Here is a 25,835-nt window from a genome sequence, read left to right as displayed (position 1 = left end):
GGAATGTTTAAAATACATCTTGAAAATACCCTGTTCTTTATTTTAAAGCCATGATGCTACTGTACATCAAGTTTAGTGCTTTGTCTTTGAGTAAGCTGAGCACCATATTTTGAAGCTAGGGAACCGCTTTTAGTTAGGAAGATATCCTTCGCTATAATGGTATCCATAAGAGCAGAAGCTTCAACTTCAGTGATGTTGCTCTTTACGTCAGTTATAGTCATTGAAACTTTATCACCACTAGTGGTAACAAAGGTCATTGCTAATGAATATTCCATGTTTTCACCTACTTTCTTTTATGAATTTGGTAAATCCTCACTTAGAAACACAAATCTAGAGAAGCACAATCTAATAAATAAACTTATGTTGTTGAAGTTCTCTAGTTTTGCAAACTAACTTCTATTAAGGAGTAGTAAGCTTTGAGCTTTCAGTTAGGTAGTAGTCTCTAGTGTTAGGTTTTAAAACTACTTTGATAGCTTCAGCTACATCAAATACATTCTGAGGATCAGCAGTAAGCTTTATACCAGAAAAGTTCTTTTTTCTGTAAACTGTAGCACCAGTTTTGTCAGTACCGTTTTCAACCTCAATACTTAAGGTAGCAGAGTTTAAAACTTTAGAAATAGCCATAAGAACACCTCCTTTAAGGTTATAAAAAGTATTAGTAAAGATGAATTAATCTTTACAAAGGATATATATGCACTTAGAAGGAAGTTTTACAGAAATGAAAAATTATTTTTCGTTAGTGTTGTCTATAACAACTCCAAGCTTAGTTGAAATTATGGTGTTAAGCTTGTTTATAGATGAAGTTAACATAGCTATGTTTTTTTCAAGTCTTATTAAAAGATAGGCACTAATGGCTACAGGAAAGCCCACGTTGCCAATAAGATTAATAAGTTCATTTACTTCCATTTAGATCACCTCCACATAAACCATATATGCAAAAATAGGAAAGGTTTTTAGTGAAAAGCAATATTTTTATCAGTCACAATAAAGGGTTTTAACCCATTATGTAAAATGTCATAGACCTATAAATAGATTCATAGCTAGATATATACATAATTTAACATGTGACTAATCTTTATCTTTTGTTGTTTTCAAGAAATACATAGTTAAAGTAGTGGTTTATAGCTTCATCTATAATTGTGCTTAGATACACATTAACATCTGGATGAGCTGCTTTAAGTTCATTTAGCTTTCTAAGAGTAGATTTACGAAAGGTGTAGCCTCTTTTTATATCAAAGTGTTCACCATCTATTGGAGGGGTAATGCCATTTGGGGCGGCTTTAGCCTTACGATTATCCAGAATTTCACTGGAGGTATTAATTGTATTGTAGGCTGTTTCTTTTTTTATCCTCTCAGTAGCACTATGAGCATAGTTAGAAGAATTGCTTGGACAAGTTAAATCTATGGAACTAGAAGAGGTTCCGTTACTAGCTTCTTCTGTGTTGTCACTAAAACTAAAAGTTGCCACAGGGGAGCCCACAATTAAATTATCAAAACCAATTTCCTCCACATCATAGTCAGAAGAAAAATCATCTATTTCTAAAGTTTTCTTAGAGTCTTTTCTAGTCATATAAAAATCTCCTTATTACATATTTATAAAGATTGCTTCTTTATAAATATATGTAATAAGGAGGAGTTTTTTATGGGAATTAGGGTGAGAATTTCATGGAAAGTTCTTAGAACCCGCATAAACACTATATCTTCTTATCTTTTTTTCTTATTTTAAAGATTTCAATAAAAGAATTTTTCACGATATATGATTATAAAGATATCATTAAATCTTTATAATCATATATCCAATATCATGTGTATAAATATACAGGGGTTATATTATGAACTACTGAGAAAAATAATTTAACAGTAGTTAAATTTCAGTAGATAATAATTAATAAAATGAAAGGGTGATAAATTCAAGGCGATATTTTTATTTAGTTGCAAATGTCGAAATATAGGATAAAAACATGAATAAATTTAAATAAAACTAAAAATAGTGTAAAGTTAAAGGAAATAATGACGAAAATAAGGGAAAGTGAGTTTAAATTACTATTTAGTTTTTTAATTATATTTAAATTAAATAGTAATTAAGTAGCGGGAGGAAAAGTTTTCATGGGCAAAATGAAGTTTGGATTTAAGTTTAAAAGTATCAGAACAAAGCTATTTGTAAGTTTACTAGGTATTTGTATTATTCCACTAATTATTCTTGGAGCAGTATCCTACTTTAATTCTAAGTCAATAATAGCTAAAAAACTAGAGAGTTCAAGTTCTCAATTACTAAGAGAAGCAAATAGAGGGATTGATAAAGAGCTTACGGCTATGGGCAATAATATAACAATGCTTGCCAATAACTATAATTTTATTAATATACATAGCAATCCGGAATCCTTACCTTACCTCATGGATAGTCTTAAAGGTATGAAGGAAAGTAACCCAAATGTAGAATCAATATACATAGGGACAGTTGGTAAGAAGTTTTATGTATATCCAGCTACTGAAGTTGGAGCCGACTATGATCCAACTTCAAGACCCTGGTATAAAGATGCCGTGGAGAATAAGGGGAAAGTTGTGTTTAGTGACCCTTATAAAGATGCAACTACTGGAGAAACTTCAGTGTCCATTTCAAAAGCAGTAGAAAAAGATGGACAAGTAGTTGGTGTAGTTGCTATGGATATAGATTTTGATACACTAGCAAAAAGCACAGCAGAAATAAAGGTTGGAGAAGAAGGATATGCCATGATTCTTGATAAAAATGGTTTAATTCTAACCCATCCAGATGAAAAGTTAGTTGGCACTGATACCTTTTCTAAGCTTCCTGTTTGGAAGGAAGTAATGGAAAAGAAGAATGGTTTTAGCACTTATGAATATAATGGAAAAGATAAGTTTGCTGTATATACAAACAGTCCTGTTACTGGGTGGACAATACTCGGAGCTATGGAAACGGAAGAGTTAAATAAGGATACAAAATCTATCTTAGTAACTCTTATAATAGTATTAATTATTACTGCTGTAATAGCAACAGGAATTTCAATTTTTGTAACTAGATCAATAACTGTAAATATAAATAAAATAAAAGATGTAATGACTAAAGCTTCTAAGGGAGATTTAACAGAAACTGTTCAGATAAAATCAGGTGATGAAATTGGAGTTTTAGCAAAAAACTTTAATCTTATGATAGAGAATATATCACAAATCTTATCAAATGTTGAAAAATCTTCACAAACAGTTGTAGATACTGCAACTAATTTATCTGCAATGACAGAAGAAACTACAGCATCTGTGGCAGAAGTATCAAGAGCAATAGAAGAAATATCTAATGGAGCGGTTCAGCAAGCTTCAAGTACTCAAGAAGCATCTAATGAAATGGACGAGTTAGTACAAGGCATAGATAGCATTGAAACCTCAACGAAAGAAATAGATGAGGTATCTTTAAATACTAAAGATTTAAGCAATAAAGGCTTAAAAATGGTTAAACTACTTATGGATAAATCAGAAGAGACTAAAGAAACAACACAGTCTGTTGCTGAAATAGTTGAAGATATGAGTAAGAGTACTAAGGAGATTAGTAAGATTTCAGAGGCCATTACGCAAATAACTGAACAAACAAACCTACTTTCTCTTAATGCTTCTATTGAAGCTGCAAGAGCAGGGGAAGCTGGTAGAGGATTTGCTATAGTTGCCGATGAAATAAGAAAGCTAGCAGAACAATCCAAGAACTCTACAGAAGAAATAAAAAGAATTGTTGAAGCTATCCAAAATAAGTCTAATATAGCAGTAAAAGCTATGGAGCAAGCTCAAAATATTGTTACAGAGCAGGATAAAACAGTAGAAGATACAAATATTATATTTAACGATATATATAGCTCTATAAGTAACTTAATTCAAAAGGTTGAAAATATAAAAGAAAAAGTTGAAAAGATTAATAATCAAAAAGAAGAAGTTGTAAGTCAAATTCAAAACATCTCATCGGTGTCAGAAGAAACAGCTGCTTCCTCTGAAGAAGTATCAGCTTCCACAGAAGAGATAAATGCTACAATGGAAGAGTTTAATAATTATGTTATGGGACTACAAAATTTATCAGAGGTTTTAAATGAGGAACTAAGTAAGTTTAAAACAAGATAAATTGATTCATTAAGGCATATGTGTTATAATCCAAACAAAATATATGTGTTTGGAGGGAATAAGGTGGCTATCTCAATTAAGTCAGCCTGCTAAAATAAGTTAAAAAATTTTTAGGAGGCAAAATAATGAAATTTAATTTAATAGATATTGATCAATGGGACAGAAAACCATATTTTGAACACTATTTTAATTCAGTTAAGTGTACTTACAGCATCACAGCAAATATAGAAATAACAAATTTATTGAAGGATATTAAAATAACAAAACTTAAACTGTATCCAACACTTATATATATCATTGCAACTGTGATAAATAATCATGAAGAATTCCGCACTTGCTTTGATGAAAACAATAATTTAGGATACTGGGATAGTATGAGTCCAAATTACACTATCTTTCATGAGGAGACCAAAACTTTTTCAAATATCTGGACAGAATATGACAAGAGTTTTTCAGGTTTTTATAATAAGTATGTTGAGGATAATAAAAACTACGGGAATATTATGAACTTTGATCCAAAGTTAAATGAACCAGCTAATACATTTCCTATATCTTGCATACCTTGGGTGAGTTTTACTGGATTTAATCTTAATATACAGGATCATGGAACCTATTTAACTCCTATATTTACCCTTGGAAAATATTTTGAGGAGAATAATAAAGTATTTATTCCTATGTCTATCCAGGTTCATCATGCAGTTTGTGATGGGTACCATACCAGTAGATTTATTAACGAGGTACAAGAGTTAGCATCAAATTCTCAAAGCTGGTTAAAACATTAATAGATTACACTATTTTATAAGATAAGGGAAGCCATATGGCTTCCCTTAAAATTTTGTATGCTTTAACACTAATCTAATAAACTATAACTAATGATTATATAAGAGCAACGTGAACTAAGCATATATATTATCCAGGATGTGCTAATAAGTGTTAGCTTTGTGTTTCCTTGAAATTATAAGATTACATATCGTAGAAATAATAAACACCAACAGAAATACATATCCAATTGGTATTAGTGCGAAGGGTTCAACCAATGTACCGTCTGGTAAAACCTCTGCACCTATAATATTGTAAGAAACAAAACAAATTATTGCTGCCAACGCCGAAATCAACATAGAACCTTTTGCAAAGGATGATTTTCTGTCTTTTTTCCATTTTGTTGAAATATTTTTCATTAATTGTACCTCCCCATCTGTAATTTTCGGACTTTCTATATCCATTTTAAGTTTTTCAAGTTCCTTCATACATTGTGGACATTCAGCTAAGTGTTTTTCAACCAATGAAGAACTGTCATTACTACAAACTTTATCGAAATACAATGGTAGCAAATCTCTAATGACCTCACATGATAACTTCATATCAATTTCTCCTTTAACTTTATTCTTGCACGATGATAAGTGACTCTTGCCCAGCTTTCCGTTTTACCAAATAACTCACCTATCCTTAAAAATGATAATTCACCTAAAAAACGTAAAGTAAACACTTCTTTATATGGTTCTTCTAAATTGTGAATTAATTTATGAATTTCAAAGGCATTCTCATCAACAATGAATGCCCTTTCAAGATTAGAATCTAAAACAAGCTGTAAATCCTCAAAAGCTTCATCACTACCTTTTTCTTTCTTTAAATATGAAAAATATGTGTTCTTAGCAATTTGACAAAGCCAAACACTTATCTTACAGTCACCTTTAAAATTGTTAATATTTTTTAATGCTTTAAAAAATGTTTCTTGAGTTACTTCTTCTGCAATACTTTCATTTTTAGAAAGACACAACGCATATCTATATACATCTTTAAAATATATAGAGTATATTTCTTCAAATCCTGTCACAATTTCACCGCCTTTCATATATAAGACTATCATAAGACTATTTTGTTACAACATTTTATAAAAATTTATTTATTTTTCTACAAAGAAAGATTTTACAGTGAAGTTATCAAGCAACTGATTATGTCAGTGAGAAGCAGTTTATGAATCCTGCTCTGAAAATATTTTTACTATAAAGTTATATTCCATTTGTAGTTAGGTTCCTTATTGGAATACCTAAAAGGTATTCAATAAGGAAGAAGTAATAATAATTAATACACTATAATATATTGTATTAATTTAGTAAATGGAAAAACTTTTAGGAGGATAAGATATGGAACTTAATGGAACGGTTACTGAAGAAAATTTGAAAAGAACTTTTGCTTTGGACTCAAGAACAGTAACTCAATATCAGTTGTTTGCAGAACGTGCTAGAAGTGAAGGCTTTGAATTTATTGCAAGAATTTATGAGGAGTTTGCTCAACATCAGCTTGGACTCTCTAGACAAGTTTATGGCAGATTCCTTGGGCAAATTAAATCACTACAGGAGAATCTTAGATACTCTATGTTATCTGAAGCCAATAGTTTAGAACGCTTTTTAGAGTATGAAAAAAAAGCTTTAGAGGAAGGATTTAATGAAGTTGCAGTTTTTTATAGGGAGGCTAGGGTCGTACTTGAACTCCATAGAAAACAGTTTGAAGAATTATATAACCACGTATTAAATGGTACTTTATATAAACGTGATACTGTTGAAATATGGCAGTGTTTAAACTGTGGTTACTTGCATGAAGGAAAGGAAGCACCTTTTGTTTGTCCAGTTGACAACTATCCTCAAGGTTGGTACAAGCCCTTATGTCCTGAACTTTAACAACATTTTGGAAGCTTCAAGTCTGCCATCTTAAAAAGTGGCAGTTGTCCAGCCTAGAAAATGTGCTTTAGTGCCAGTCAAAATCTGCTTCCAAAGTTGCTAGACTTTAAACAGCTTGCTACGACTTTAACATAAAGTTCTTAAGTTTATACAAAAATAGGCTTGGTTTTATCCAAGTCTATTTTTATTAAGTGGTTTCCCATAAGGTATTTAACATATTAATATTAATCAGGATTTACAACAGAAAATATAACAAGTAGCTATAAAGAGAGCTGATTACAATGAAACTTAGGAGTATGGGTATAGTCTTTTTTACCAAGTCTATAAAGGATGTTCCATAGTGCTCTACAACTATTGCTAAACATATATGAGTTGGTGAAATCTGCATAGCAATATAGGTTGTACACATAATTAGGACCATTAAGGCTAGTCCACCATTTGGGATAGTAGCATAAGCTAAAGGTACAGCTATAGCTATCATGCCTTGAGCTCCAGCTACTAAGGTGCCGAAGAAAAATAAAAGCATAAAAATAATTACTGGTGGAATTGGTAATGCTGAAAAGTATTCAGGTAATCTTTGAATAACTCCTGTAAAGGTTAAAACTTCTTTAAACACCATTATTACAATAGTAGTTAGTATTAGTTTGCTTTCTACTGCAGATGCAAACATTGGCTTTATTTCTTCAAAGCTAAATTTGTTTAGAAAAAATGAAAGTATTATAATTGGAAAAACTGCATAGTGAACAGGTATTTTTAACATTAAGATAATTACAATGGTGAAAACAATGGGCCATAAGCTAATTATTAAATTCTTAAGGTCTTGCCTTTTATTATTTGTATTTTTAACTTCAATATCTTTTGGAATTTTTTTAACATACATAAAATACCCTAACAAAAATAATACAACCACCATTGGTAGCATTGCTATTACAAAGGCTGTCATATCTACTCCAGAAAGATTTAATGCTAATAGTATGGTTGAATATGTAGGTAAGAAGGCTTCAGAAATATGTCTAAAGTAGCTAGTAATAAAAGTCTTTTCTTCTATACTTATATAATTTTCACCAGCGTTGTCAACTATTGGAGAGGCTATAAGCACTGCACCAGGAGAGGGTAATAAGCCAATTATAAATGGTGCAATCATTGCATTTACTCTTCTGTTGTTAAACAAATTGCTTAAAGATTTCTCTGCCAGCATTAAATGGTCTCTTTTTTCCATCATTCTCTGAAGAAAGGTAATTGTGTAAAAAGCTAAAATAAGATTTAGGGTAGCTAGGCTAAAAGCTCCATCTTTAATAAGTTTAATAGATTGCACTGGATTTATGCCATATAATAAAATTGTACCTAATATACCAGCAGATATTGATACATATAAAGGTTTTTTAAGTTTTATTACCATAACAATACAAGAAAAAATCAATATTAATTTAATAATATCCAAAATAATCCTCCTTTTAAACCCTATATTAAAGAGCATTTAATTTCTATTTCTAGTTTTAGTTTATAATACTCCACAAATAATTCTGACATGTAAATTATAACCTTTATTGCTATTAAACGACAAGTTACTATGAAATTTATTAGTTACTTATATTTTTGAAGATATGTTTAATCCATATATTTTTTTGTGTTTCAAATAGGTAGTAAGGAAGAAGAACAATATTAAGAAGAATTTTTATAATAGGATGTACTTTCGCTTTAAAATATGCTTTGAAGATATTCCCTTTTTAGGTTAGAATTTTAAGTAGCTACTTTCTAAGTAATTTAAGAAAAAATGAGAAAATAGCTCTACAGTATATAATAGGGAGTGATAAGTTGGAACTATTTTTAAAAGGCTTGTTTATTGGAGTAATTGTAAGCACACCAATAGGGCCCTTAGGGATTTTGACTATACAAAGGATTATAAATAATGATTGGAAAGTAGGCTTCTTTTCAGGCCTAGGTGCTGCTGCCTCTGATGTAGTTTATGCTCTATGTGCAGTATTTGGCATTAGTTTTATTGGTGGAGTGTTACATAAGCATAGAGTTTTAGTTGATGAAACAATTGGAATACTATTTTTAATTATTGGAATTAATATTTTTATAAATGCATTAAAGAATAGGGTTGAAGTGGAAAGTAAGAAAGGGTTTACGCTACATCCAGGCTTTTCAAATTTTCTCCTAGGGCTTTCAAATCCCACGACTTTTTTAATTTTTATAACTATATTTACAAAGATGGGAATTAAAATTCACAGGAGAGATATAGGTGAAAATTTATTGTTTGTATTATCTATATTCCTTGGATCAATGATATTTTGGGTTGTCATAGGTAAGTTGATTCACAAGTACAAGATGAGTTTTAAAATAGAAACCTTCTGTCTTATAGATAAAATTTTTGGTGGTGCAATAGCCTTGTTGGGCCTTTACAGTGTAATAAAAGGGCTGTTAATGTTCTAAGAATAAAGAATAATAGGAGTTGGAAATTAATAAAATCCAACTCCTTTTCAAGTTATCATTAATTAGCTTTATTTGCTCTCATGGTGGACTTTATAAGATAATATCATCCTAAGCCCTTTGAGAAATTATAAATATTATTTAGATTATTTATTTCTTATTTTCTAATGTGTCATAACCAATAGAGTTTCTAGGACAGGCAATTGCACACTTTGAGCATTGAATACAATCAGGGTGATCTAAAGCATTACCTTTATACTCATTAGGGGATATACCCATTGGACACTTCTTAGTACAAATCTTACAATTTACACAAGAGCTAGATACTTCTAATACTTTTTTATCTTTTCTAAAGTAAGACACGAAAGCTGATATACTTCCCATTGGACAGAAATGACACCAAGTTCTGTGGTTATAAAATAGAGATAATATTATACCAATTAAGGTAGTGACAACTATAATTCTGTAAAACACCATACCTATTCCAGCGGGATTTCCCCAGTTTTGTTCTACTCCTAAGCCAAACATGGTAAACATAAATAACACCACAAGAATTCTAAAAAATGTAGATTTTAAAAACTTTGGCACAGGCTTGTTTTTACTAAATTTAGACATAATATTATCGTAGAAGTTTCCTCTAGGACATAAATTTCCACACCAGAACCTTCCTCTGAAAAAAGATACTATTACAGGTGCTATCATGCAAATAATTGCAGCCATTCCAATTCTAAAATCAAAAAGACTAACTAAAACAAATATAAGTAAAAGCGCATAGGAATATTTCTTCCATAGTTGAAATAATTTGTTCATAAACCATCCTCCTAATATCACACACCCCTGTAATATCACACACCCCTGGGGGGAGTTAATCACATTACTATATTAGTATATCATAATATTACGATATATCAATATCAAAATATGTAAAAAGTATAAAAGTGTGATTATAACTTTTGCAAACTCAATTTAGAAAGGATTTTTATGCCTATTCAATAACAGTTTAGAATAGGAAAATAATTAAATAATGGTCTAGCCTGGGTTAATTACTATACTTCAGGCTTTTTTGATTACATTATTTTGTCAGCTATATAAATTTGCATTTGCTATTGGAGGAATTGTAAGGCTTGAGAAAGGAAATGCTACTTACAATTAAAAACATAAAGTTGACAAAGTATAGCTTTATATTTAATATAAGTAAATAAGAAAATACTAAAATACTCATTGTACAATTAGGGGGAGTATCATGTTAGATAAAGTAAAAGAAATATCTGAATTATTAAAGGTAATATCCAATGAAAATAGATTAGCTATTGTGTGCCATTTAATTGAAAAACCAATGACTGTTAGTGAGCTACATGAAAAGCTAAATCATGTGACCCAATCAGCCTTATCCCAGCATTTGGTCTTACTTAAAGCCAGTAAAATTCTATCATCAAATAAAAGGGGACTTTCTATTACTTACTGTATTGAAGATAAAAGAATAATAAACATAATCAAAGCATTAAAAGCAAATTACTGTGACTAAAAATATCAATGATGAAAGTTTAGTTTTTTCATTGTCATAAGCTTTAATCTAAGTAAATTAGAGTTATGTATAAAGTAAAATGCCGACTTTGGGTTCCTATAAAATGATAATTGGAGTTGATTAATATGGATATAATAAATTCTAATGAGGCTATTGAGGAGTTAATAAACAATAATAAAATGGCATTGGTATACTTTGGCGGTAATAATTGTGGGGTATGCACTGCTTTAAAGCCAAAGGTTCAGGAGCTTTTGAAGAAGTACCCAAGAATTAAAAATGCTCAAGTGGATGTGGAGCAAAGTATTAAGATTTCCGCTTACTATAACATTTTTACTATTCCTGTAATTCTTGTTTTTATTGAAGGAAAAGAAATAATTAGAGAAGCACGACATATAAGCATTCTGGAGCTAAATTCTAAGCTAGAAAGATACTACAATATGTTTTTTCAAGAGCAGGTGTGAAATAACATTGTCGAAAAAACCAATATGGGTTACAATTAAATTGGGTGATTGATTTGGATAGAGTGATGTTAATTGGAGATCTAGAGGTAGTCCATAATTCAATAGTTAGTGTAGTGTTTAAAGAAAAAATCAATTTAGTTTATGTAGCTAAAAATTCTCTGGAAGCCATAAGTAAAGTTAAAGAGTATTATCCAGACATTATTATTTATGAAACTTCAATTGACAATTGTAACTTAAGTGAAACAATAAAATTATTTAAGAAATATAATAGTAGGGTTAGAATCATACTGTTATAGTGTTTTTGATTATAATGAAGCTAAGGCTCATTTTAGGTAATACTTATTAATTTAGGCTTCCATGATGAAGGTTTATCTTATTCATCTTCAAAAAGCTTTAAGAGAACCAAGATAGGCGTAATGTATAACTTAGGTCTTGAATTTGGTTTTCTAAAATAAAAGAGTCTGTAGATACTTTAAAGTCACTATTTTAATAGAAGACTTAAAGTACTTACAGACTTATTTACATTTTGGGTTTATTAAATTTTAATCATACAATCTAATTTTAATTTATGATACCTTTCCTATTGCAACTCTCCAAACCTCAGGTCCTTGCTCTAGGTATTCCCAAGTAAAGGTACCATCTAGTTCTGCTAAAAATTGATAGTGTAGTGGCCTTGGATCATGGTCATTTACTAATTCCATTACTTCACCTTTTTTTAAGTCGAAAAAGGTTCTAAAAATGACAGCGTGTTTATCCTTTGGCTCATATTTTCTTGCATCTACTTGTGCAGCAAATTGTGACATAGCTAACATCTCCTTTTATTTCTTGAGTGAAGGGGCAGTATCCAATAAGGTCACACTTTTCTTTCATGTCCTTCCAAATTTCATTTTCCTTTATTGCATCTATAGCTGAAGGGTATAAAATATAAATTTCTTTATAAATGTGGTCTCTTAATTGAAACACAAGATACTTTGAAGTTTCATTTAAGTAGTAAAACTTCTAAACTTTAAAGCTTTTTAATTAAGCTTTGTTCCTAACTATGTATTAATTGTATAAGGAATTTAAGAAGATTAATGTGATTTAAATCAAATTCAACAAAATAAATTTTAATATAAAACAATATTTCAGAAAAAATATTTAAAAATATTGCAAAAATGTAGAATATTATGTAAAATATTATATAAATCATCTCAATGTACCAATTCGTAGTTGAGTATTTAAAAAGATAGAAATAATTCTAAAGGGGGACAACCTATGGAACAGTTAATGTTTTGTTATCAATGTGAACAGACAGCAGGAGGAAAAGGCTGCACTAAAATCGGAGTTTGTGGAAAGACACCAGAAATTGCAGCAATGCAGGATTTATTAATCTATCAATTAAAGGGCATAAGCATATATGCAATGAAGCTTATTGGAAAAGGAGAAAAAATATCTAAACACATAGTTTCTTTTGTTGAAGATTCTTTATTTATGACTTTAACAAATGTAAACTTTGACCCTGAAGCTCATATGAGAGCCCTTGAGAAATCTCAACAAGTAAAAGAGGAATTAAGAAATAAGTTAAATGGTGAGAATTTAGATAGAGAAGAAGCACTTTATAATTTAAGTAACACCAAAGAAGAAATTCTTGAAGATGCTAAAAAGGCTGGAATAATGTATAACCAAGATTTAGATGCAGATATTCGTTCAGTTAGAGAAACTATAAAGTACGGATTAAAGGGTATAGCAGCTTATGCTCACCAAGCTAGATTCATAAATTATATAAGTGATGAAGTGGACGAGTTTTATTTCAAAGCTCTAGAAGCCCTTACTGATGACAGTTTAAGTCTTCAAGATTTAATAAAAGTTTTATTAGAAACTGGAGAGAAAAGTGTTAAGGTAATGGAAGTTCTTGACAAGGGGAATAATGAAAAATACAATTCTCCAACACCAACAAAAGTAAATGTTAATATTAAAAAAGGACCTTTCATAATAGTTTCTGGCCATGACTTAAGAGATTTAGAAATGTTATTAGAACAAACACAAGGCAAAGGAATTAATATTTATACTCATGGAGAAATGTTACCATCTCATGGTTATCCAGAGCTTAATAAGTACTCCCACTTAGTTGGAAACTTCGGAAGTGCATGGCAAAATCAACAAAAAGAATTTGATGGTATACCAGGTTGTATTTTAATGACAACAAACTGCATGATGAAGCCAAGAGATTCTTATAGAGATAGAATTTTCTCAACTAGTGTAGTTGGTTGGGATAATGTAAAACATATAGCTAAAGATGAAAATGGGCATAAAGATTTCTCAGAAATCATAAACAAAGCCCTAGAACTTGGTGGTTTTGAACAGGAGGAAGAGGTAAAAGAAATCTTAGTTGGTTTTGGACATAAGGCAACTTTAAGTCATGCAGGAGCAATAATTGATGCAGTTAAAGAAGGCAAACTAAGACATTTCTTCTTAATAGGTGGCTGTGATGGAGCAAAACCAGGAAGAAACTACTACACTGAATTTGCAGAAAAAGTGCCAGAGGATTGTGTAATTTTAACTTTAGCTTGTGGTAAGTACAGATTCAATAAACTTGATTTTGGAACTGTTGCTGGACTTCCAAGATTATTAGATGTAGGTCAATGTAATGATGCTTATTCAGCAGTAAGAATTGCATTAGCGCTTGCTGATGCTTTTGAAACAGACATAAACTCATTACCACTAACTATAGTGCTTTCTTGGTATGAGCAAAAGGCGGTAGCAGATCTATTGGCATTACTATATCTTGGAGTAAAAGGCATGTATTTAGGACCAAGCCTTCCAGCATTTATTACTCCAAACGTGTTACAATTCCTAGTAGATACTTTTGGAATTAAACCTATTAGCACTGCAGAGGAAGATTTGGGAAATTCCTTAAAATAAGATCCTCATAACAGCTAGAAAGACTAGAGAGGAACTTAACTAATAACATTGATGTAAATACTTACTATATACAAAAGAGGGTATTTTTAGAGTGGTTTCAAAAACTCCTTTAAAATACCCTCTTTTATTTTGCGCTTATTGAAGCACTGCTGACACTATTGGGTGCTTTGGTTAAAAACCTTCTTATTTACCACGAGAAAGTCAAAAAATGTTGAATAAATAAAGGAAAAATGTCTAAAATTGAAGTGTTGTGTAAAAATATAGAAAATGATATAATTACCTTATTAACATAAAATAGAATTACGGTTATATTTCACTTTATAGTAATGACATCTGAAGTAATTGACAGGTGTCTATTTTTATATTACAAATTACAAGTAATTTGATGTTAATAACCTAACTAAAGTAGTAAATAAAACTAAAGAAGTGTTCGATAATAAAGATAGTGATATTTTTATTCTAAAGAATAAAGCAGTAGAGGTACAAGCATTTATAGATAATATTGAAGAGAAAAAAGAAAATATAGGAGGTCAAATTGAAAATATTTCTTCTATATCCGAAGAGTTTCACTATTATCTAATAGATATCCTTTAAAAGATTAATTAAAGATATGGGAGGTGATTTAATTGCATGAAATAGAAGACTTTATAAAAAGGCATTACTTATTTGTACTAATTATAATTTTTTTAAATTCTGCTTTATTAATGATTGCGTTAGGAGGAAGTAGATTATTTGAAAATGAAGTGAGCCAAAAGAATGTGGAGAAGGGGATTTCTAAATGTGCGGAAACAGTTAATGAGTTAGATAATATAGTTTTTTTTGGAGAAAATATTATCAATTTTATTGAAAGAGATTATAGATATATAGAAGATATTTCTGAAAATCAAATGAATGTTAAGCAACTAATTTTAGAAAGTTTCCAAATGATAAGTCGTAATACAGACCTTTTTCCAAATTTGTATATTGCATATGACGATAAAATAGTTAGTACTATAGATGATAGATATGAAGATTTTAGCCCTAAAGATCGAGATTGGTATGAATTGGCAATAATTAGTGGTGATTTAGTAACTACTAAGCCTTATAAAGATATACTAACTGATGAAGTGACAGTAACTATTTCTAAGAAGGTGAAAGGCACTGAGCATTGTGTAGTTGGACTTGATCTAAGTCAGAATAAAATAAACGAAATAATAAATAACACTATCAGCAAAGAAAGCTTTATAGAAAAAGGATTCATTTTGGATGAAGACGGAAACTTCGTAGCACATAGTGATACTACCATGATAGGAAAGTCTATCTTCGATAGAACAATGAATAATTATGAATATATAGAACCATATTTAAAGGAAGTATTTGATAAAAAGTCAGGAGTTATAGAACTTTACAATGAGGGATATGAATATTCCCTTGTATATAAAGCTACAGAATCAAATTGGCGTGTAGTATATGTGGTTGATAGAAAGGTAATAAATAGCAATACTTATGCTTATGGAATTCTGTTAATTAGTATATATGTTTTTTCTTTTATATCATTGAATTCAGCTATTACATTTTATTATATAAAAAGGAATAAAGCTGTAAGGTTAAAAGAAAGAGCTGAAAGTGCAGAGCGTGAATTGATTGTACATCGAAATAAGCTAGAGGAGATTATTAAAGAAAAGACAGAAAACATTGAGTTTCAAAGCGAAAAGTTAAAAAAGCTTAATATTACAATTATTGATAATCTTGCAGACATTGTTGAGTTTAGAGACTTAGAATCTGGTCAGCATATAAAAAGGATAAAAGAATATACATATTTACTAACTGAAAAAGCAGCGGAACTTTATCCAGAGGTGTTTGGAGTATGCTTAGATAAAATAGATTTACTTTGCAAAGCTTCTGCATTGCATGATATTGGGAAAATAGGTATACCTGATAGTATTTTATTGAAGCCAGGAAAGCTAACAAAAGAAGAGTTTGAAATAATGAAAACTCATACTACTATTGGGGATGAATTGTGTCATAGGATATTAGAAAAATACGATCCTGAACTTGCACAATTTGGACATGACATATGCCGTTATCATCATGAGAGGGCTGATGGAAGAGGGTATCCGGATGGTTTACTTGAGAATGAAATACCGCCCTGTGCCCAGATAGTAGCTTTAGCAGATGTTTATGATGCTCTGATAGAAAAACGCCCATATAAAAGAGCTTTTCACCATAATGAAGCAATTCAGATGATATTAAATGGTGAGTGTGGAAAGTTTTCAGATAAGTTGATGACATGCCTTCAGATTCTTGAAAAGGATTTTGAAAAAATCAGTATCTTATATGGAGAAAAAGAGTAATTACTGTAATAGGAAAAACCGAGTTCGCCGAATAAAATTGGCTTATTAAGCTTATTATAAAAGTTCTTTATTTCTTCTTTAATATTTTGTTTTCTATGAAAAATTTGGGTGACCTGTAGTACTTTTATAAAATTTCCAATTGATTTTTATCATTATTAACAAACTCAAAATAGGATGCAAAATTAACATCTAATAAAACCTTAAAAGTAATAAAGGTAAAATATGATATAAATAAGTCTGCAAATCTTCAAGTGGCTATAATTAAATAGTTATTTAAAGAAGAATGCAGGCTTTTATATTATTTGTGGTAAATGTTGTATGGATTAAATTTCACCTGGATCACTTTGTGACAACTATAATTAGAGTGTAAGTAGTATATTGATGGGGATAAGTTTACTTGATTTTTCTTTAGAATATGCTAATAATATTGATAAATCTAGATATCATAATTATTCGTTAATGAATCAACAGATAAAACTAAATAAATTTAAAAGTTCATTTAGAGTTCTTCTTACTATTTCTCACAAGGAAAATCAGGTATTAGTAGCATATAAATTAAGATGCATTGAGTATGCAGTGGATATAGAAATAAAAATATTCCCATTGTAGTAATAACTGACAGGGATTTAGAAGAGAATGAAGAAGGATTTAATATTGGAAAATATAAAGTTATTTGTTATTTTATGTTGTTTTACTATTGAAATAAAGAGAATAAAGTGTTAGAATAAATTATGGAAATATTCAGAAAAATAAATGAAAAATAAAATTAAATTGCAATATTTAAGGTGATAAATACACTTGTTGTGGAGCGTAGAATGATATATCAATAATTTTTATACTCTAGGACATTAAAATTCAAATTAAACTTGTAATTTCTCATCCCCTTATATTTTGGGTTCCAAGTTTTGAATTTTAGCAAAAAGTAGCTTAATCAGTTATAAATGAAGTAGTGAATGAAGCAGGAAGTTATTAATGATACTTGGAGCCCAATTTCAAACTATTTAATTGATATTATAATTTTCAAGTAAGGATTAAAGAGTTTTTATTGGTTAGTTTTAATCCTATATTAATAAAAACTATCTTAAATAAAGTAATTTTCATTTACTGTTTTTTATACGGAGGTGGATTCAAATGAAAAAGGTTAAATCAGTGGGAGGATTAGGTCTAAAATCTGTAAGATTTAAGCTTATTACTAGCTTTCTAGCTATTTGTTTAATTCCTTTGATTTTAGTGGGGATTTTTGCATATAGACAAGCTCACTCCATACTGCTAAAAAAACTGGAAGTAACAAGCGAGCAAACTATGGATGAAATAGACAGAGGACTTACAAACTATTTTACAGCCATGGGAAATCCTTTAGAAATTCTAGCAGTTAATTATAATTACATCAATTATGGTAATGTACCAGACTCAGAAAAATATATTAATTCTTTCCTGGAAGACACAAGAAATACAGACAATAGCATCTTAAACACATTTTATGGGTTAGAAGCTGGTAGGATGTTACTCTCTCCTCAGGTTGATCTTCCAGTTGGATACAATCATAGAGAAACAGGATGGTATAAAGAAGCTGTAAACAAAAAAGGAGATATAGCAATAAGCCCACCCTACAAAGATACTGCAACTAAAGAATACGTAGTTACATTATCAAAAGCAGTTGAAAAAGATGGCAAGTTAGTTGGGGTTGTTGGAATGGATATATCTCTTAAGAAATTAACAGAGAGCTTATCTAGCATTAAAATAGGCAATGAAGGATATATAGCTATTAGTGACAAAGAAGGAATTATGATTATTCATCCTAATTCCCAATATATTGGAACCGATATTATGAAAAAACAAAGCTTTTGGGGTGAGATGATATCTAAATCAAGTGGCTTTGCAAATTATGAACTGGATGGAGTTAAGAACTTCGCAGTTTATAAAACAATTAGCTTAACAGAATGGAAAATCGTTGCTACTTTAAACCAAGAGGAATTATTACAAGATACAAATAAAATATTATTTGTTATTTTAGCAGCAGTGGTTTTAGTTAGTATTATAGCTACAGTACTATCAATTTTCATTAGTAATGGTATTTCTAATAATGTGAGACGAGTTCAAGAGGTTATTGAAAAAGCATCTTTAGGTGATTTAACGGTTAGTGTGGATATCAAGTCAAAGGATGAATTTAAAAGCTTAGGAAACTCATTCAATAAAATGATAGAAAATATCTCAAGGTTAATGAAAAATGTTAATTCAGCTTCTAAATCAGTGCTAGAAACTGCAAGTAATTTAGCTGATATGTCAGAGCAAACTACATCTGCGGTACAGCAGGTAGCTCAAGCTATGGATGAAATAACAGTTGGGGCTATTAAACAAGCAGAAAGTACTCAACAAAGTTCAAATGACATGGAGGACTTGTCTGAAAAGTTAGATACAATATCGAAATCAACAAGAAATATGGGGCAGATATCTTCAGATACTGAAAAGTTAAGTAGTTCTGGACTTACAATGGTGGAAGAGTTGATGGATATTTCCAATGGAACTAGAATATCTTCTATAGAAGTAGGAAAGCTTGTGAAGGATGTTAATAAAAGTATGGAGCAAATAACTTCGATTTCTGAGTCTATATCTGGTATAACTAAACAAACAAATCTACTTTCACTGAACGCATCCATAGAAGCGGCAAGAGCAGGTGAATCTGGAAGAGGCTTTGCAGTGGTAGCAGATGAAATAAGGAAGTTAGCTGAGGAATCTAAAAATTCTGCAGAAGAAATAAAGTTAATAATTGGTGAAATTCAATATAAATCCATAGCTGCAGTAAAGGCTATGGAGGAAAATGAAATTGCAGTAAACAATCAGACCGAAGTTGTGAAGAAAACTAAGAGTATCTTTGATAATATTATTAATGGAATTTTTGTATTAAATAGTAAAGTAGGTGAGATACAAGAATTTATAGATAATATTGAAGAAAGAAAGGAAAATATAGTTGGACAAATAGAGAATATCTCTTCAATATCTGAAGAAACTGCTTCAGCCACAGAGGAAGTTTCAGCTTCTACAGAGGAAATTACTGCTACCATGAATGACTTTACTCAATATGCACAAGAACTTGAACAATTATCACAGAAACTAGAGGGTGAGATTAAAAACTTTAAGATATAAAAAATCATTACTGTAAAATGAAGTTTTATAAAATTGGTTTTGGAGGACTTATGTTATAGGGGGATCTCAAATCCATAAGAAGGCTACGAAATAACCCCCTTATACTTCTAAAGTCCAATAAATTTGTGAAACTTAACATGTAACTCATCTTTTTTATAGCAGGACTTTCATAAAGTATTATTTTCAGTCCTGCTAGTTTTTATTTTAGGAAGATGTTTAAAAATATTTTAAAAGAACTCCATTTATAGACATCTATAAATGGAGTTCTTAAATAAGTAATGTGTTAGATTTTAAAACCAGACACTAATTCATTTAGTTTTTCAGCCATTTCTGCTTGGGTTTGAGCGGCAACTGAAATTTGATTCATACCAATTGAAGCTTCATTAATTCCACCTTTTATGCTTTCAGAGTTCTCACTTGATCCTTGTGCTTTTAGGGCCATATCTTGAATAGCTCCATTAACTTGATCCACAGTTGCAGTTATCTCCTCAGACATAGATGCTATGTTTTCAGAAATTTTAGCATAGAAATCTGCGTTTTCAAAGTAATCATTTCCCACTTCAACAAATTTTACAAATTGCTCTGTAATATCCTTGTTTATAAAGGAGAGAATTTCATTACTATTTTCTTTTAAATCATCAAAGGCTTCTCTAACTTCTGTAATGGTTTCTTTAATTTTAATTACTGCAGCTGAAGATTGCTCAGCAAGTTTTCTAACTTCTTCTGCAACTACTGCAAAACCCCTGCCTTGCTCCCCAGCTCTTGCAGCTTCAATGGCTGCATTTAGTGCAAGTAAATTGGTTTGGCCTGCAATACCAGAAATGGCATCTGCCATGATTTTAATATTTTCAACTACTTCGGCTTTTTTAAGGGCATTTTTAATTTTTTCTTCTTTTTCTAATTGAATTCTTTGTATTTTTTCAAAAGCATCATTGGTTTCCTTTTTTACTAGGGTTGCTTTTTCCTTTATTCCCTCTGCCTTATTGCTTCCCTCTAAAGCCTGAGAAGAAAGTTCTTGAATGCTTGCATCCACCTCTTCAGTAGAAGCTGCAACCTCTTCTGCTCCTGCACTAGTTTCCAGTGCTCCTGAAGCAATTTCTTCTGTAGCAAAGTTAATTTCCTCAAGTTTAGCAGTCATTTCCTCTACTGTTGCAGATAGTTCCTCACTTTCAGAGCTTAAATTATTAACAGAGATTTGAATTTCACCAATCACCATGCTCATTTGGTTTTGAGCTTCATTAAGTGCAGTTCCAATTTCTCCTAATTCATCTTTTCTCGACATTACAATAGGAGTAGAAAAGTCAGAGTTTTTAAGTCTGTTTGCAAAGTCCTTTATAAGCACTAGTGGTTTTACGATACTATTTGAAACAGCACGTGACATAACAATACCTACAATTAATGAAATTATTATTTGAATTATGTAAAGTTTAGTAACTGACTTAGCATTTTCAACATTATGTACTTCTGTATCTTCAGCAACCTTAATATTATAATCAGCTAATTCTTTTAAATGCTTTTGAAATTCATTTAAATAGGTTTGAACAGAATTAAACTTATTTAGTGCTTCACTTTGTTTTCCCTCTAAGGCTAAGTTAATTGTCTCATCCCTGCCCTGTCTATATTTTTTAAGGTTTTCCTCAAGTACAGGAATTAAATCGGTTTCAAATTTATCTAGGTCTACTTTTTTGTAATTGTTAAAATTATCATCAAAAGTTTTACTTCGTTTTTGAATGTCCTGTAATTTTTCATCCTGGATACTCTTATTACCAACATTCAAAATTATTGCGTATATATCTGCCTCAATAGCTCTAGCTTGGTTTCTATTATCGTTAAGATACTGTACTGGTAATAAATTATTATCATATAATGAGGATAATTCCTGGTTAGAATTAGTCATATCCATGTAACCTACTGCAGCCACAGTTAAAATCAAAATAAAAGCAGTTAGAGATAAGGTTAATATTTTAAACCTCATTTTCAAATTTTTAATCATTTTATCACTTCTTTCTCTAAAATTTATTTTAAGAAATTACCAATTAATATTATCGGCCAATAGGATAAGAACTTTAAGAAAGTTATTACTATAGATATTTCACTATATAATAGCAAAATCTTATAAAGATTAATAAAATTAAAGGTTATTAGTTTAACTTTGGCTATAAATTTGCTCCTAGTTTTAAATAATTGATTATAGTAAAGAAGTTCAAAAAAAACTACTATAAAAAATGAACTCATTATCATTTAACTAATATACTGTAACTAGAAGTACAAATTATGGGAAGGTATATTATGAGCTTAACGGAATGGGGATATGATGGGAGAAACCCTAGGGAGTTAGGGGAGGGGGATTTTAAAACACTGACAGATGAGGAGTTTAGAAACTATTATTTTAGTGAAGATTATGAAATTTACTTCATTGAATACTCCGGAGATATATTTACAGCTATATCTAAAGTGGATTATGCAGATGTATATATAACTGATAAGTTTTTTGCAATTTTATTTGTTAAAAATGGAATGCTAAACACCTTACTAGAACGTGTTCCAGAAATCATAAGCTTGCAACCTAATGCAATATATACTCTGTCTGAACTTAAGGTGGATGGAGATACAAGTAATGGAGTTAATGCTTATGAGAATCAGATACCTCTTACCGGTGAGGATATTATAGTTGGAATTATCGGAACAGGAATGGATTATTTAAATCCTAGGTTCATTAATGAAAATGGTGAGAGTAGAATTGTGTCAATATGGGATCAAACAATTGAAAAAGGTCCTAGCCCAAGTTTTTATCCCTATGGAACAGTATATAACAAAGAAGATATAGATAATGCTATAAGGATAAGTAAGAATACAACAGGTAATTCTCCCTATGATATAGTTGCACATAAGGATGAAGTAGGCCACGGTACAGCCATAGCAGGTATTATTGGCGGAAGATTAATTGGGGAAGTTGATAGGATAAATAGCATAGTTCCTAAATGTCAGTTTGCAGTTGTCAAATTAACAGAAGCTAAAAAAAATATATTAACAACTGCAGGTATAGTTAAGGACGTTAACAATGTTTACCAATCCTCTGATATTACAGCTGCAATTAGATACCTTTCTGAACTTCAAGAAAGTCTTAATAAGCCTATGGTAGTATATCTATCTATAGGGTCTAATTTTGGAGGACGAAATGGAGATACTATAACAGAACGGTATATTGATAATTTAACTAACAGAAGAGATTTTTTTATTGTTACAGAAACAGGAAATCAAGGTACTGGAAGCACTCATACTAGTGGAAGTGTTGTGAAAGATGGAACAACAAGTGATATTTTAATTAACGTGGGTAAGTTACAAACTCTACTAAATATAACAATCTACTTTAGAAGTCAAGATGTTATATCAATAACAATAACTTCCCCTAGTGGAAACACCTTAAGTAATATTCCTTTAACTACTAATATTGAACAGCTGAGATACTTTAGCCTCGAAGAAAATAATATTAGTATTGATTACATCACACGAACCACAATATCGGGATATTTAAGTTTGAATATATTAATAAAAAATACTACGGAAGGAGTCTGGAATATAAGACTTACCGGAGTAGATATTATTAATGGGGTATATAATGCTTGGATGCCTCAGTCTGAATTGCTAGAGGGGGATACTAGATTCTTAAGACCAGATCCTAGTATAACTCTATTAACCCCTTGTGGGGCTTCTAATATAGTTGCAACTTCTAATTATAATCAAATAAATAACACCATAGTAGAAAGCTCTGGAAAAGGTTTTCCTATAAGAACAACTTTAGAGCCAACAGTGACAAATGCTGGGGTAAATTTACTGACAGCGGGTTTAAACAATTCTTTAATCATAGGAACTGGTGGGGCTATGGCAGGAGCCGTATTAACAGGAGCTGTAGCATTAATATCTCAATGGGGGGTATCAAATGAAAGTTTAATGGGCTTTTACGCGCCACAAGTAAGAAACATAATAATTAATTCAACAGTTAAGGAGGAAGGTAAGCTTTATCCAAACATTGAATGGGGATTTGGAAAGTTCAGCTTTAATTTGTTGCATGGAGTTCTAGAAAGAATTGGTGGTGCCATTGAGACTAGAAAACTCATAGAATCTAATGGTGAAAATCAGTATAGTTATTTATATATAAATATACCAAGTGAAATATTTCAAAGAATAAAAAGTTAACACAGGTTTATAGTAAAGCAAGAAGAAAATAAATGAGGAGATTTAATCTTTAAAGGAATAAAGAAAAAATCAGTAAAACCTTGAAAGCTTAGAACAAACCTCACAATTTGCAATATTTTTAGGAAAATCTATATAGTTTAAAGCTAATTAATACTTTGAATATTTAAGAAAAAAACACTGTAATTGAAGATTAATTCTTATAATTATGGTGTTTTTATATGATTTAATCATTATGGTGAAAAAAAATATTTTGCGGTGATTTTATATTTGACAATATGGTATAATATTCATGTAGAAATAAGGAGGTAAAAGTTTATGAATATTGGACATAAAATAAAAGAACTGCGAAATAGTAAGAATATCACTTTGAAAAAATTAAGTGAAGAGAGTGGACTATCTGTGGGATTTTTGTCACAACTAGAAAGAGGATTAACTTCCATTGCTGTAGATTCTCTTGAAAATCTAGCTACCATATTAGGAGTTAATCTTTCCTACTTTTTTCATTTTGATGAGAAACCTGAAAGAATTGTAATAAAAAGCTATGAAAGACCTGTGCTTAGTATGGAGGATGGGGGATTTATTTCCTATGGTTTGTGCCAAAACCTTGAAAACAGAGCCTTTTTACCAAAGCTTATAGAAATTTTTCCACACAAGACTGAGGAGCAGGTGGCTTTATATAAGCATTCTGGTGAAGAGTTTATTTTTGTATTAGAAGGAATCCTTACTTTATACATTGATAATAATATGTATGATCTTTATCCAGGAGACAGTATTTCCTTAGATTCCACTAGAATTCATAATTGGTGTAACAATACTAATAAAGTGGTAAAGCTTCTTACAGTAAATTCTCCAAATTATTTTAGTGGTGGTAAAAATGATAAGTAAGTTTGTTATATATATAATAGGAGCTTTCTTTTTACTTGGAGCTGTGGATTATGTTTTGGGTAATCCTTTAAATCTGGGGAATAAATTTGAAGAGGGAATTAAGACCATGGGTGCTTTGGCCTTAGGTATTATAGGAATATATTCCTTATGCCCTATGCTTTTAAAATTAATTTCCCCAATATCAACGGTAATGTGGAAGTTTTTTAGATTAGATCCTTCTATTATTCCTAGTAGCTTTTTTGCTGTGGATATGGGAGGCTATGAACTGTGCAAAAATATAGCTATAAATAGTGAGCTTGGAACTTTCTTAGGAGTAATAGTTGGGGCAACTTTAGGAGCAACTATTAGTTTTACCTTACCCCTAGCTTTTAGTATGACAGGTGAGCAGGATAAGGAGCCTTTGGCAAAGGGAATAATGGTTGGAATTGTATCCATTCCAGTAGGAATTATAGCTGCTGGAATATGGCAAGGGATGGATATGAACCTTCTTTTGTGGAATATGATGCCAATAGTGGCTTTTTCCATCTTATTAGTAATTGGGCTTTTTAAGGCTCAAAATTTAACTATGAAAATTTTCAAGGGCTTTGGAAAAGTAATTATAATGCTGAGTATTTTGGGTTTAGCTCTTCAAGAAATTCAATTAATTTATGGTTATAACTTTGGTGGTCTCCTTACACCCTTTGAAGAAACCATGTCTTTAGTAGGAAAAATTTCAATAATTCTTGGTGGGGCTTATCCAATGCTTGAAGTAATTAATAGAGCATTAAAAATGCCAATGGATAGGTTAGGCAAGAAAATAGAAATAAGTTCAAATTCCATAACAGCAATGATTGGAAATCTTGCAAGTAATCTTTTGGTTTTTGGAAATTTATCTTATATGAATGAAAAAGGAAAGATTATGTGTACAGCCTTTGCAGTAAGTGGGGCATTTATATTTGGAGGACAACTTGCTTATGTTGCAAGTGTAGAGCCAAACCTACTAGGAGCTTTTTTTATTGCAAAGGTAGTTTCAGGAATTTTAAGCTTAATCCTCTCAAACTATATATACCTTCAACAGAAAACTTCCTTTTATCAAGCTTCAGAAGCCTTAGGAGAATAATTGTAAGTAGGTAGAGTAACTGTCAATTAAAGAGGTTAGCAGAATTGAAATTTATCAAAATGT

Annotated in this window: 25 protein-coding genes and 1 pseudogene; 15 read left to right on the top strand and 11 right to left on the bottom strand. The window is 30.6% G+C overall.

Features of this window, described 5'->3' with window-relative positions; translation table 11 throughout:
* Nucleotides 1–56: 56 nt before the first annotated feature.
* From J2Z44_RS13760 to J2Z44_RS13745, 4 genes are all read right to left on the bottom strand, one after another.
* Nucleotides 57–275, bottom strand: coding sequence for a DUF2922 domain-containing protein (locus J2Z44_RS13760; RefSeq protein ID WP_021281990.1), 219 nt, complete (start codon nucleotides 273–275; stop codon nucleotides 57–59).
* 124 nt (nucleotides 276–399) lie between these two features.
* Nucleotides 400–624 (bottom strand): DUF1659 domain-containing protein, encoded by a 225-nt coding sequence (locus tag J2Z44_RS13755; RefSeq protein WP_021281991.1) that lies wholly within the window; start codon nucleotides 622–624, stop codon nucleotides 400–402.
* A 102-nt stretch (nucleotides 625–726) separates the two neighbouring features.
* Nucleotides 727–906: a YvrJ family protein gene (locus J2Z44_RS13750; protein ID WP_209649681.1), complete on the bottom strand. Its 180-nt coding sequence runs from the start codon at nucleotides 904–906 to the stop codon at nucleotides 727–729.
* 169 nt (nucleotides 907–1,075) lie between these two features.
* Complete coding sequence (locus J2Z44_RS13745) at nucleotides 1,076–1,570, bottom strand: hypothetical protein (protein ID WP_021281993.1); 495 nt, start codon at nucleotides 1,568–1,570, stop codon at nucleotides 1,076–1,078.
* A gap of 536 nt (nucleotides 1,571–2,106) precedes the next feature.
* On the opposite strand from J2Z44_RS13745, the gene J2Z44_RS13740 reads away from it, so the two are divergent.
* Complete coding sequence (locus tag J2Z44_RS13740) at nucleotides 2,107–4,116, top strand: methyl-accepting chemotaxis protein (protein ID WP_021281994.1); 2,010 nt, start codon at nucleotides 2,107–2,109, stop codon at nucleotides 4,114–4,116.
* 125 nt (nucleotides 4,117–4,241) lie between these two features.
* Nucleotides 4,242–4,898, top strand: coding sequence for a type A chloramphenicol O-acetyltransferase (catA, locus tag J2Z44_RS13735; protein WP_021281995.1), 657 nt, complete (start codon nucleotides 4,242–4,244; stop codon nucleotides 4,896–4,898).
* Nucleotides 4,899–5,039: 141 nt separating this feature from the next.
* On the opposite strand, the gene J2Z44_RS13730 is transcribed toward catA, so the two are convergent.
* Both J2Z44_RS13730 and J2Z44_RS13725 read right to left on the bottom strand, forming a co-directional pair.
* A complete protein-coding gene (locus J2Z44_RS13730; RefSeq protein ID WP_021281996.1) occupies nucleotides 5,040–5,477 on the bottom strand; it encodes a DUF3955 domain-containing protein in 438 nt (145 codons plus the stop codon).
* The gene (locus tag J2Z44_RS13725) at nucleotides 5,474–5,950 is read right to left on the bottom strand and encodes an RNA polymerase sigma factor (protein ID WP_021281997.1); all 477 of its coding nucleotides are present in this window, start codon (nucleotides 5,948–5,950) and stop codon (nucleotides 5,474–5,476) included. The genes J2Z44_RS13730 and J2Z44_RS13725 overlap by 4 nt, the downstream gene beginning before the upstream one ends.
* A 310-nt stretch (nucleotides 5,951–6,260) precedes the next feature.
* On the opposite strand from J2Z44_RS13725, the gene J2Z44_RS13720 reads away from it, so the two are divergent.
* A complete protein-coding gene (locus J2Z44_RS13720; protein ID WP_021281998.1) occupies nucleotides 6,261–6,794 on the top strand; it encodes a rubrerythrin family protein in 534 nt (177 codons plus the stop codon).
* A gap of 235 nt (nucleotides 6,795–7,029) precedes the next feature.
* On the opposite strand, the gene J2Z44_RS13715 is transcribed toward J2Z44_RS13720, so the two are convergent.
* Entirely contained in the window at nucleotides 7,030–8,235 is a 1,206-nt protein-coding gene (locus J2Z44_RS13715; protein ID WP_021281999.1) for a DUF401 family protein, read from the bottom strand.
* A 374-nt stretch (nucleotides 8,236–8,609) separates the two neighbouring features.
* On the opposite strand from J2Z44_RS13715, the gene J2Z44_RS13710 reads away from it, so the two are divergent.
* Complete coding sequence (locus tag J2Z44_RS13710; protein ID WP_021282000.1) at nucleotides 8,610–9,230, top strand: LysE family transporter; 621 nt, start codon at nucleotides 8,610–8,612, stop codon at nucleotides 9,228–9,230.
* A 147-nt stretch (nucleotides 9,231–9,377) separates the two neighbouring features.
* Here the strand turns inward: J2Z44_RS13710 and J2Z44_RS13705 are convergent, their stop codons facing one another.
* Entirely contained in the window at nucleotides 9,378–10,037 is a 660-nt protein-coding gene (locus J2Z44_RS13705; RefSeq protein ID WP_021282001.1) for a 4Fe-4S binding protein, read from the bottom strand.
* 433 nt (nucleotides 10,038–10,470) lie between these two features.
* Between J2Z44_RS13705 and J2Z44_RS13700 the strand changes: the two genes are divergently transcribed.
* The 3 genes from J2Z44_RS13700 to J2Z44_RS13690 all read left to right on the top strand — a co-directional run bounded on the left by J2Z44_RS13700 (nucleotide 10,471) and on the right by J2Z44_RS13690 (nucleotide 11,509).
* Nucleotides 10,471–10,752, top strand: a complete 282-nt coding sequence (locus J2Z44_RS13700) for an ArsR/SmtB family transcription factor (RefSeq protein ID WP_021282002.1) — start codon at nucleotides 10,471–10,473, stop codon at nucleotides 10,750–10,752.
* A gap of 125 nt (nucleotides 10,753–10,877) precedes the next feature.
* Nucleotides 10,878–11,213: a thioredoxin family protein gene (locus J2Z44_RS13695; protein WP_021282003.1), complete on the top strand. Its 336-nt coding sequence runs from the start codon at nucleotides 10,878–10,880 to the stop codon at nucleotides 11,211–11,213.
* A gap of 53 nt (nucleotides 11,214–11,266) precedes the next feature.
* On the top strand, nucleotides 11,267–11,509 hold the full coding sequence (locus J2Z44_RS13690) for a response regulator (protein ID WP_021282004.1): 243 nt from the start codon (nucleotides 11,267–11,269) through the stop codon (nucleotides 11,507–11,509).
* Nucleotides 11,510–11,779: 270 nt separating this feature from the next.
* Here J2Z44_RS13690 and J2Z44_RS13685 read toward each other — a convergent pair whose 3' ends face one another.
* Both J2Z44_RS13685 and J2Z44_RS21605 read right to left on the bottom strand, forming a co-directional pair.
* A complete protein-coding gene (locus J2Z44_RS13685) occupies nucleotides 11,780–12,016 on the bottom strand; it encodes a DUF2249 domain-containing protein (RefSeq protein WP_021282005.1) in 237 nt (78 codons plus the stop codon).
* Nucleotides 11,976–12,200, bottom strand: a pseudogene (locus tag J2Z44_RS21605) (hypothetical protein); the annotation flags it as partial. The gene J2Z44_RS13685 and the pseudogene J2Z44_RS21605, both read right to left, overlap by 41 nt.
* Before the next feature lie 267 nt (nucleotides 12,201–12,467).
* Between J2Z44_RS21605 and hcp the strand changes: the two are divergent.
* The 5 genes from hcp (at nucleotide 12,468) to J2Z44_RS13660 (ending at nucleotide 19,591) form a co-directional block, all read left to right on the top strand.
* Entirely contained in the window at nucleotides 12,468–14,114 is a 1,647-nt protein-coding gene (gene hcp / locus J2Z44_RS13680) for a hydroxylamine reductase (RefSeq protein ID WP_021282006.1), read from the top strand.
* Between the two features lie 426 nt (nucleotides 14,115–14,540).
* On the top strand, nucleotides 14,541–14,708 hold the full coding sequence (locus J2Z44_RS13675) for a hypothetical protein (RefSeq protein WP_021282007.1): 168 nt from the start codon (nucleotides 14,541–14,543) through the stop codon (nucleotides 14,706–14,708).
* Between the two features lie 32 nt (nucleotides 14,709–14,740).
* Nucleotides 14,741–16,447, top strand: a complete 1,707-nt coding sequence (locus tag J2Z44_RS13670; RefSeq protein WP_209649679.1) for an HD domain-containing phosphohydrolase — start codon at nucleotides 14,741–14,743, stop codon at nucleotides 16,445–16,447.
* Nucleotides 16,448–16,828: 381 nt separating this feature from the next.
* Nucleotides 16,829–17,056, top strand: coding sequence for a hypothetical protein (locus J2Z44_RS13665; protein ID WP_021282010.1), 228 nt, complete (start codon nucleotides 16,829–16,831; stop codon nucleotides 17,054–17,056).
* Between the two features lie 522 nt (nucleotides 17,057–17,578).
* Complete coding sequence (locus J2Z44_RS13660) at nucleotides 17,579–19,591, top strand: methyl-accepting chemotaxis protein (RefSeq protein ID WP_021282011.1); 2,013 nt, start codon at nucleotides 17,579–17,581, stop codon at nucleotides 19,589–19,591.
* A gap of 283 nt (nucleotides 19,592–19,874) precedes the next feature.
* Here J2Z44_RS13660 and J2Z44_RS13655 read toward each other — a convergent pair whose 3' ends face one another.
* A complete protein-coding gene (locus tag J2Z44_RS13655; RefSeq protein ID WP_209649677.1) occupies nucleotides 19,875–21,584 on the bottom strand; it encodes a methyl-accepting chemotaxis protein in 1,710 nt (569 codons plus the stop codon).
* Between the two features lie 296 nt (nucleotides 21,585–21,880).
* Between J2Z44_RS13655 and J2Z44_RS13650 the strand changes: the two genes are divergently transcribed.
* From J2Z44_RS13650 to eutH, 3 genes are all read left to right on the top strand, one after another.
* Nucleotides 21,881–23,788, top strand: coding sequence for a S8 family peptidase (locus J2Z44_RS13650; RefSeq protein WP_031271441.1), 1,908 nt, complete (start codon nucleotides 21,881–21,883; stop codon nucleotides 23,786–23,788).
* A 315-nt stretch (nucleotides 23,789–24,103) separates the two neighbouring features.
* Nucleotides 24,104–24,673: a helix-turn-helix domain-containing protein gene (locus J2Z44_RS13645; protein WP_021283444.1), complete on the top strand. Its 570-nt coding sequence runs from the start codon at nucleotides 24,104–24,106 to the stop codon at nucleotides 24,671–24,673.
* On the top strand, nucleotides 24,663–25,772 hold the full coding sequence (gene eutH / locus J2Z44_RS13640; protein WP_021283445.1) for an ethanolamine utilization protein EutH: 1,110 nt from the start codon (nucleotides 24,663–24,665) through the stop codon (nucleotides 25,770–25,772). Before J2Z44_RS13645 ends, eutH begins: the two co-directional genes overlap by 11 nt.
* Nucleotides 25,773–25,835: the final 63 nt, after the last annotated feature.

This window comes from Clostridium punense, from assembly GCF_017874425.1.
Classification (GTDB): Bacteria; Bacillota; Clostridia; order Clostridiales; family Clostridiaceae; genus Clostridium_J; species Clostridium_J punense.
Note: the sequence above shows the minus strand (reverse complement) of the source record. Positions and strands in the feature narration are given on the sequence as shown.

What these genes read in the sequence shown, in the direction of transcription:
- J2Z44_RS13740 (WP_021281994.1), top strand. Translation starts at nt 2,107, where the DNA reads ATGGGCAAAATGAAGTTTGGATTTAAGTTTAAAAGTATCAGAACAAAG.
- J2Z44_RS13750 (WP_209649681.1), bottom strand. Translation starts at nt 906, where the DNA reads ATGGAAGTAAATGAACTTATTAATCTTATTGGCAACGTGGGCTTTCCT.
- J2Z44_RS13660 (WP_021282011.1), top strand. Translation starts at nt 17,579, where the DNA reads ATGAAAAAGGTTAAATCAGTGGGAGGATTAGGTCTAAAATCTGTAAGA.
- J2Z44_RS13650 (WP_031271441.1), top strand. Translation starts at nt 21,881, where the DNA reads ATGAGCTTAACGGAATGGGGATATGATGGGAGAAACCCTAGGGAGTTA.
- J2Z44_RS13755 (WP_021281991.1), bottom strand. Translation starts at nt 624, where the DNA reads ATGGCTATTTCTAAAGTTTTAAACTCTGCTACCTTAAGTATTGAGGTT.
- J2Z44_RS13705 (WP_021282001.1), bottom strand. Translation starts at nt 10,037, where the DNA reads ATGAACAAATTATTTCAACTATGGAAGAAATATTCCTATGCGCTTTTA.
- eutH (WP_021283445.1), top strand. Translation starts at nt 24,663, where the DNA reads ATGATAAGTAAGTTTGTTATATATATAATAGGAGCTTTCTTTTTACTT.
- J2Z44_RS13685 (WP_021282005.1), bottom strand. Translation starts at nt 12,016, where the DNA reads ATGTCACAATTTGCTGCACAAGTAGATGCAAGAAAATATGAGCCAAAG.
- J2Z44_RS13730 (WP_021281996.1), bottom strand. Translation starts at nt 5,477, where the DNA reads ATGAAGTTATCATGTGAGGTCATTAGAGATTTGCTACCATTGTATTTC.
- hcp (WP_021282006.1), top strand. Translation starts at nt 12,468, where the DNA reads ATGGAACAGTTAATGTTTTGTTATCAATGTGAACAGACAGCAGGAGGA.
- J2Z44_RS13720 (WP_021281998.1), top strand. Translation starts at nt 6,261, where the DNA reads ATGGAACTTAATGGAACGGTTACTGAAGAAAATTTGAAAAGAACTTTT.
- J2Z44_RS13745 (WP_021281993.1), bottom strand. Translation starts at nt 1,570, where the DNA reads ATGACTAGAAAAGACTCTAAGAAAACTTTAGAAATAGATGATTTTTCT.
- J2Z44_RS13645 (WP_021283444.1), top strand. Translation starts at nt 24,104, where the DNA reads ATGAATATTGGACATAAAATAAAAGAACTGCGAAATAGTAAGAATATC.
- J2Z44_RS13665 (WP_021282010.1), top strand. Translation starts at nt 16,829, where the DNA reads ATGGGGATAAGTTTACTTGATTTTTCTTTAGAATATGCTAATAATATT.
- J2Z44_RS13695 (WP_021282003.1), top strand. Translation starts at nt 10,878, where the DNA reads ATGGATATAATAAATTCTAATGAGGCTATTGAGGAGTTAATAAACAAT.
- J2Z44_RS13655 (WP_209649677.1), bottom strand. Translation starts at nt 21,584, where the DNA reads ATGATTAAAAATTTGAAAATGAGGTTTAAAATATTAACCTTATCTCTA.
- J2Z44_RS13700 (WP_021282002.1), top strand. Translation starts at nt 10,471, where the DNA reads ATGTTAGATAAAGTAAAAGAAATATCTGAATTATTAAAGGTAATATCC.
- J2Z44_RS13760 (WP_021281990.1), bottom strand. Translation starts at nt 275, where the DNA reads ATGGAATATTCATTAGCAATGACCTTTGTTACCACTAGTGGTGATAAA.
- catA (WP_021281995.1), top strand. Translation starts at nt 4,242, where the DNA reads ATGAAATTTAATTTAATAGATATTGATCAATGGGACAGAAAACCATAT.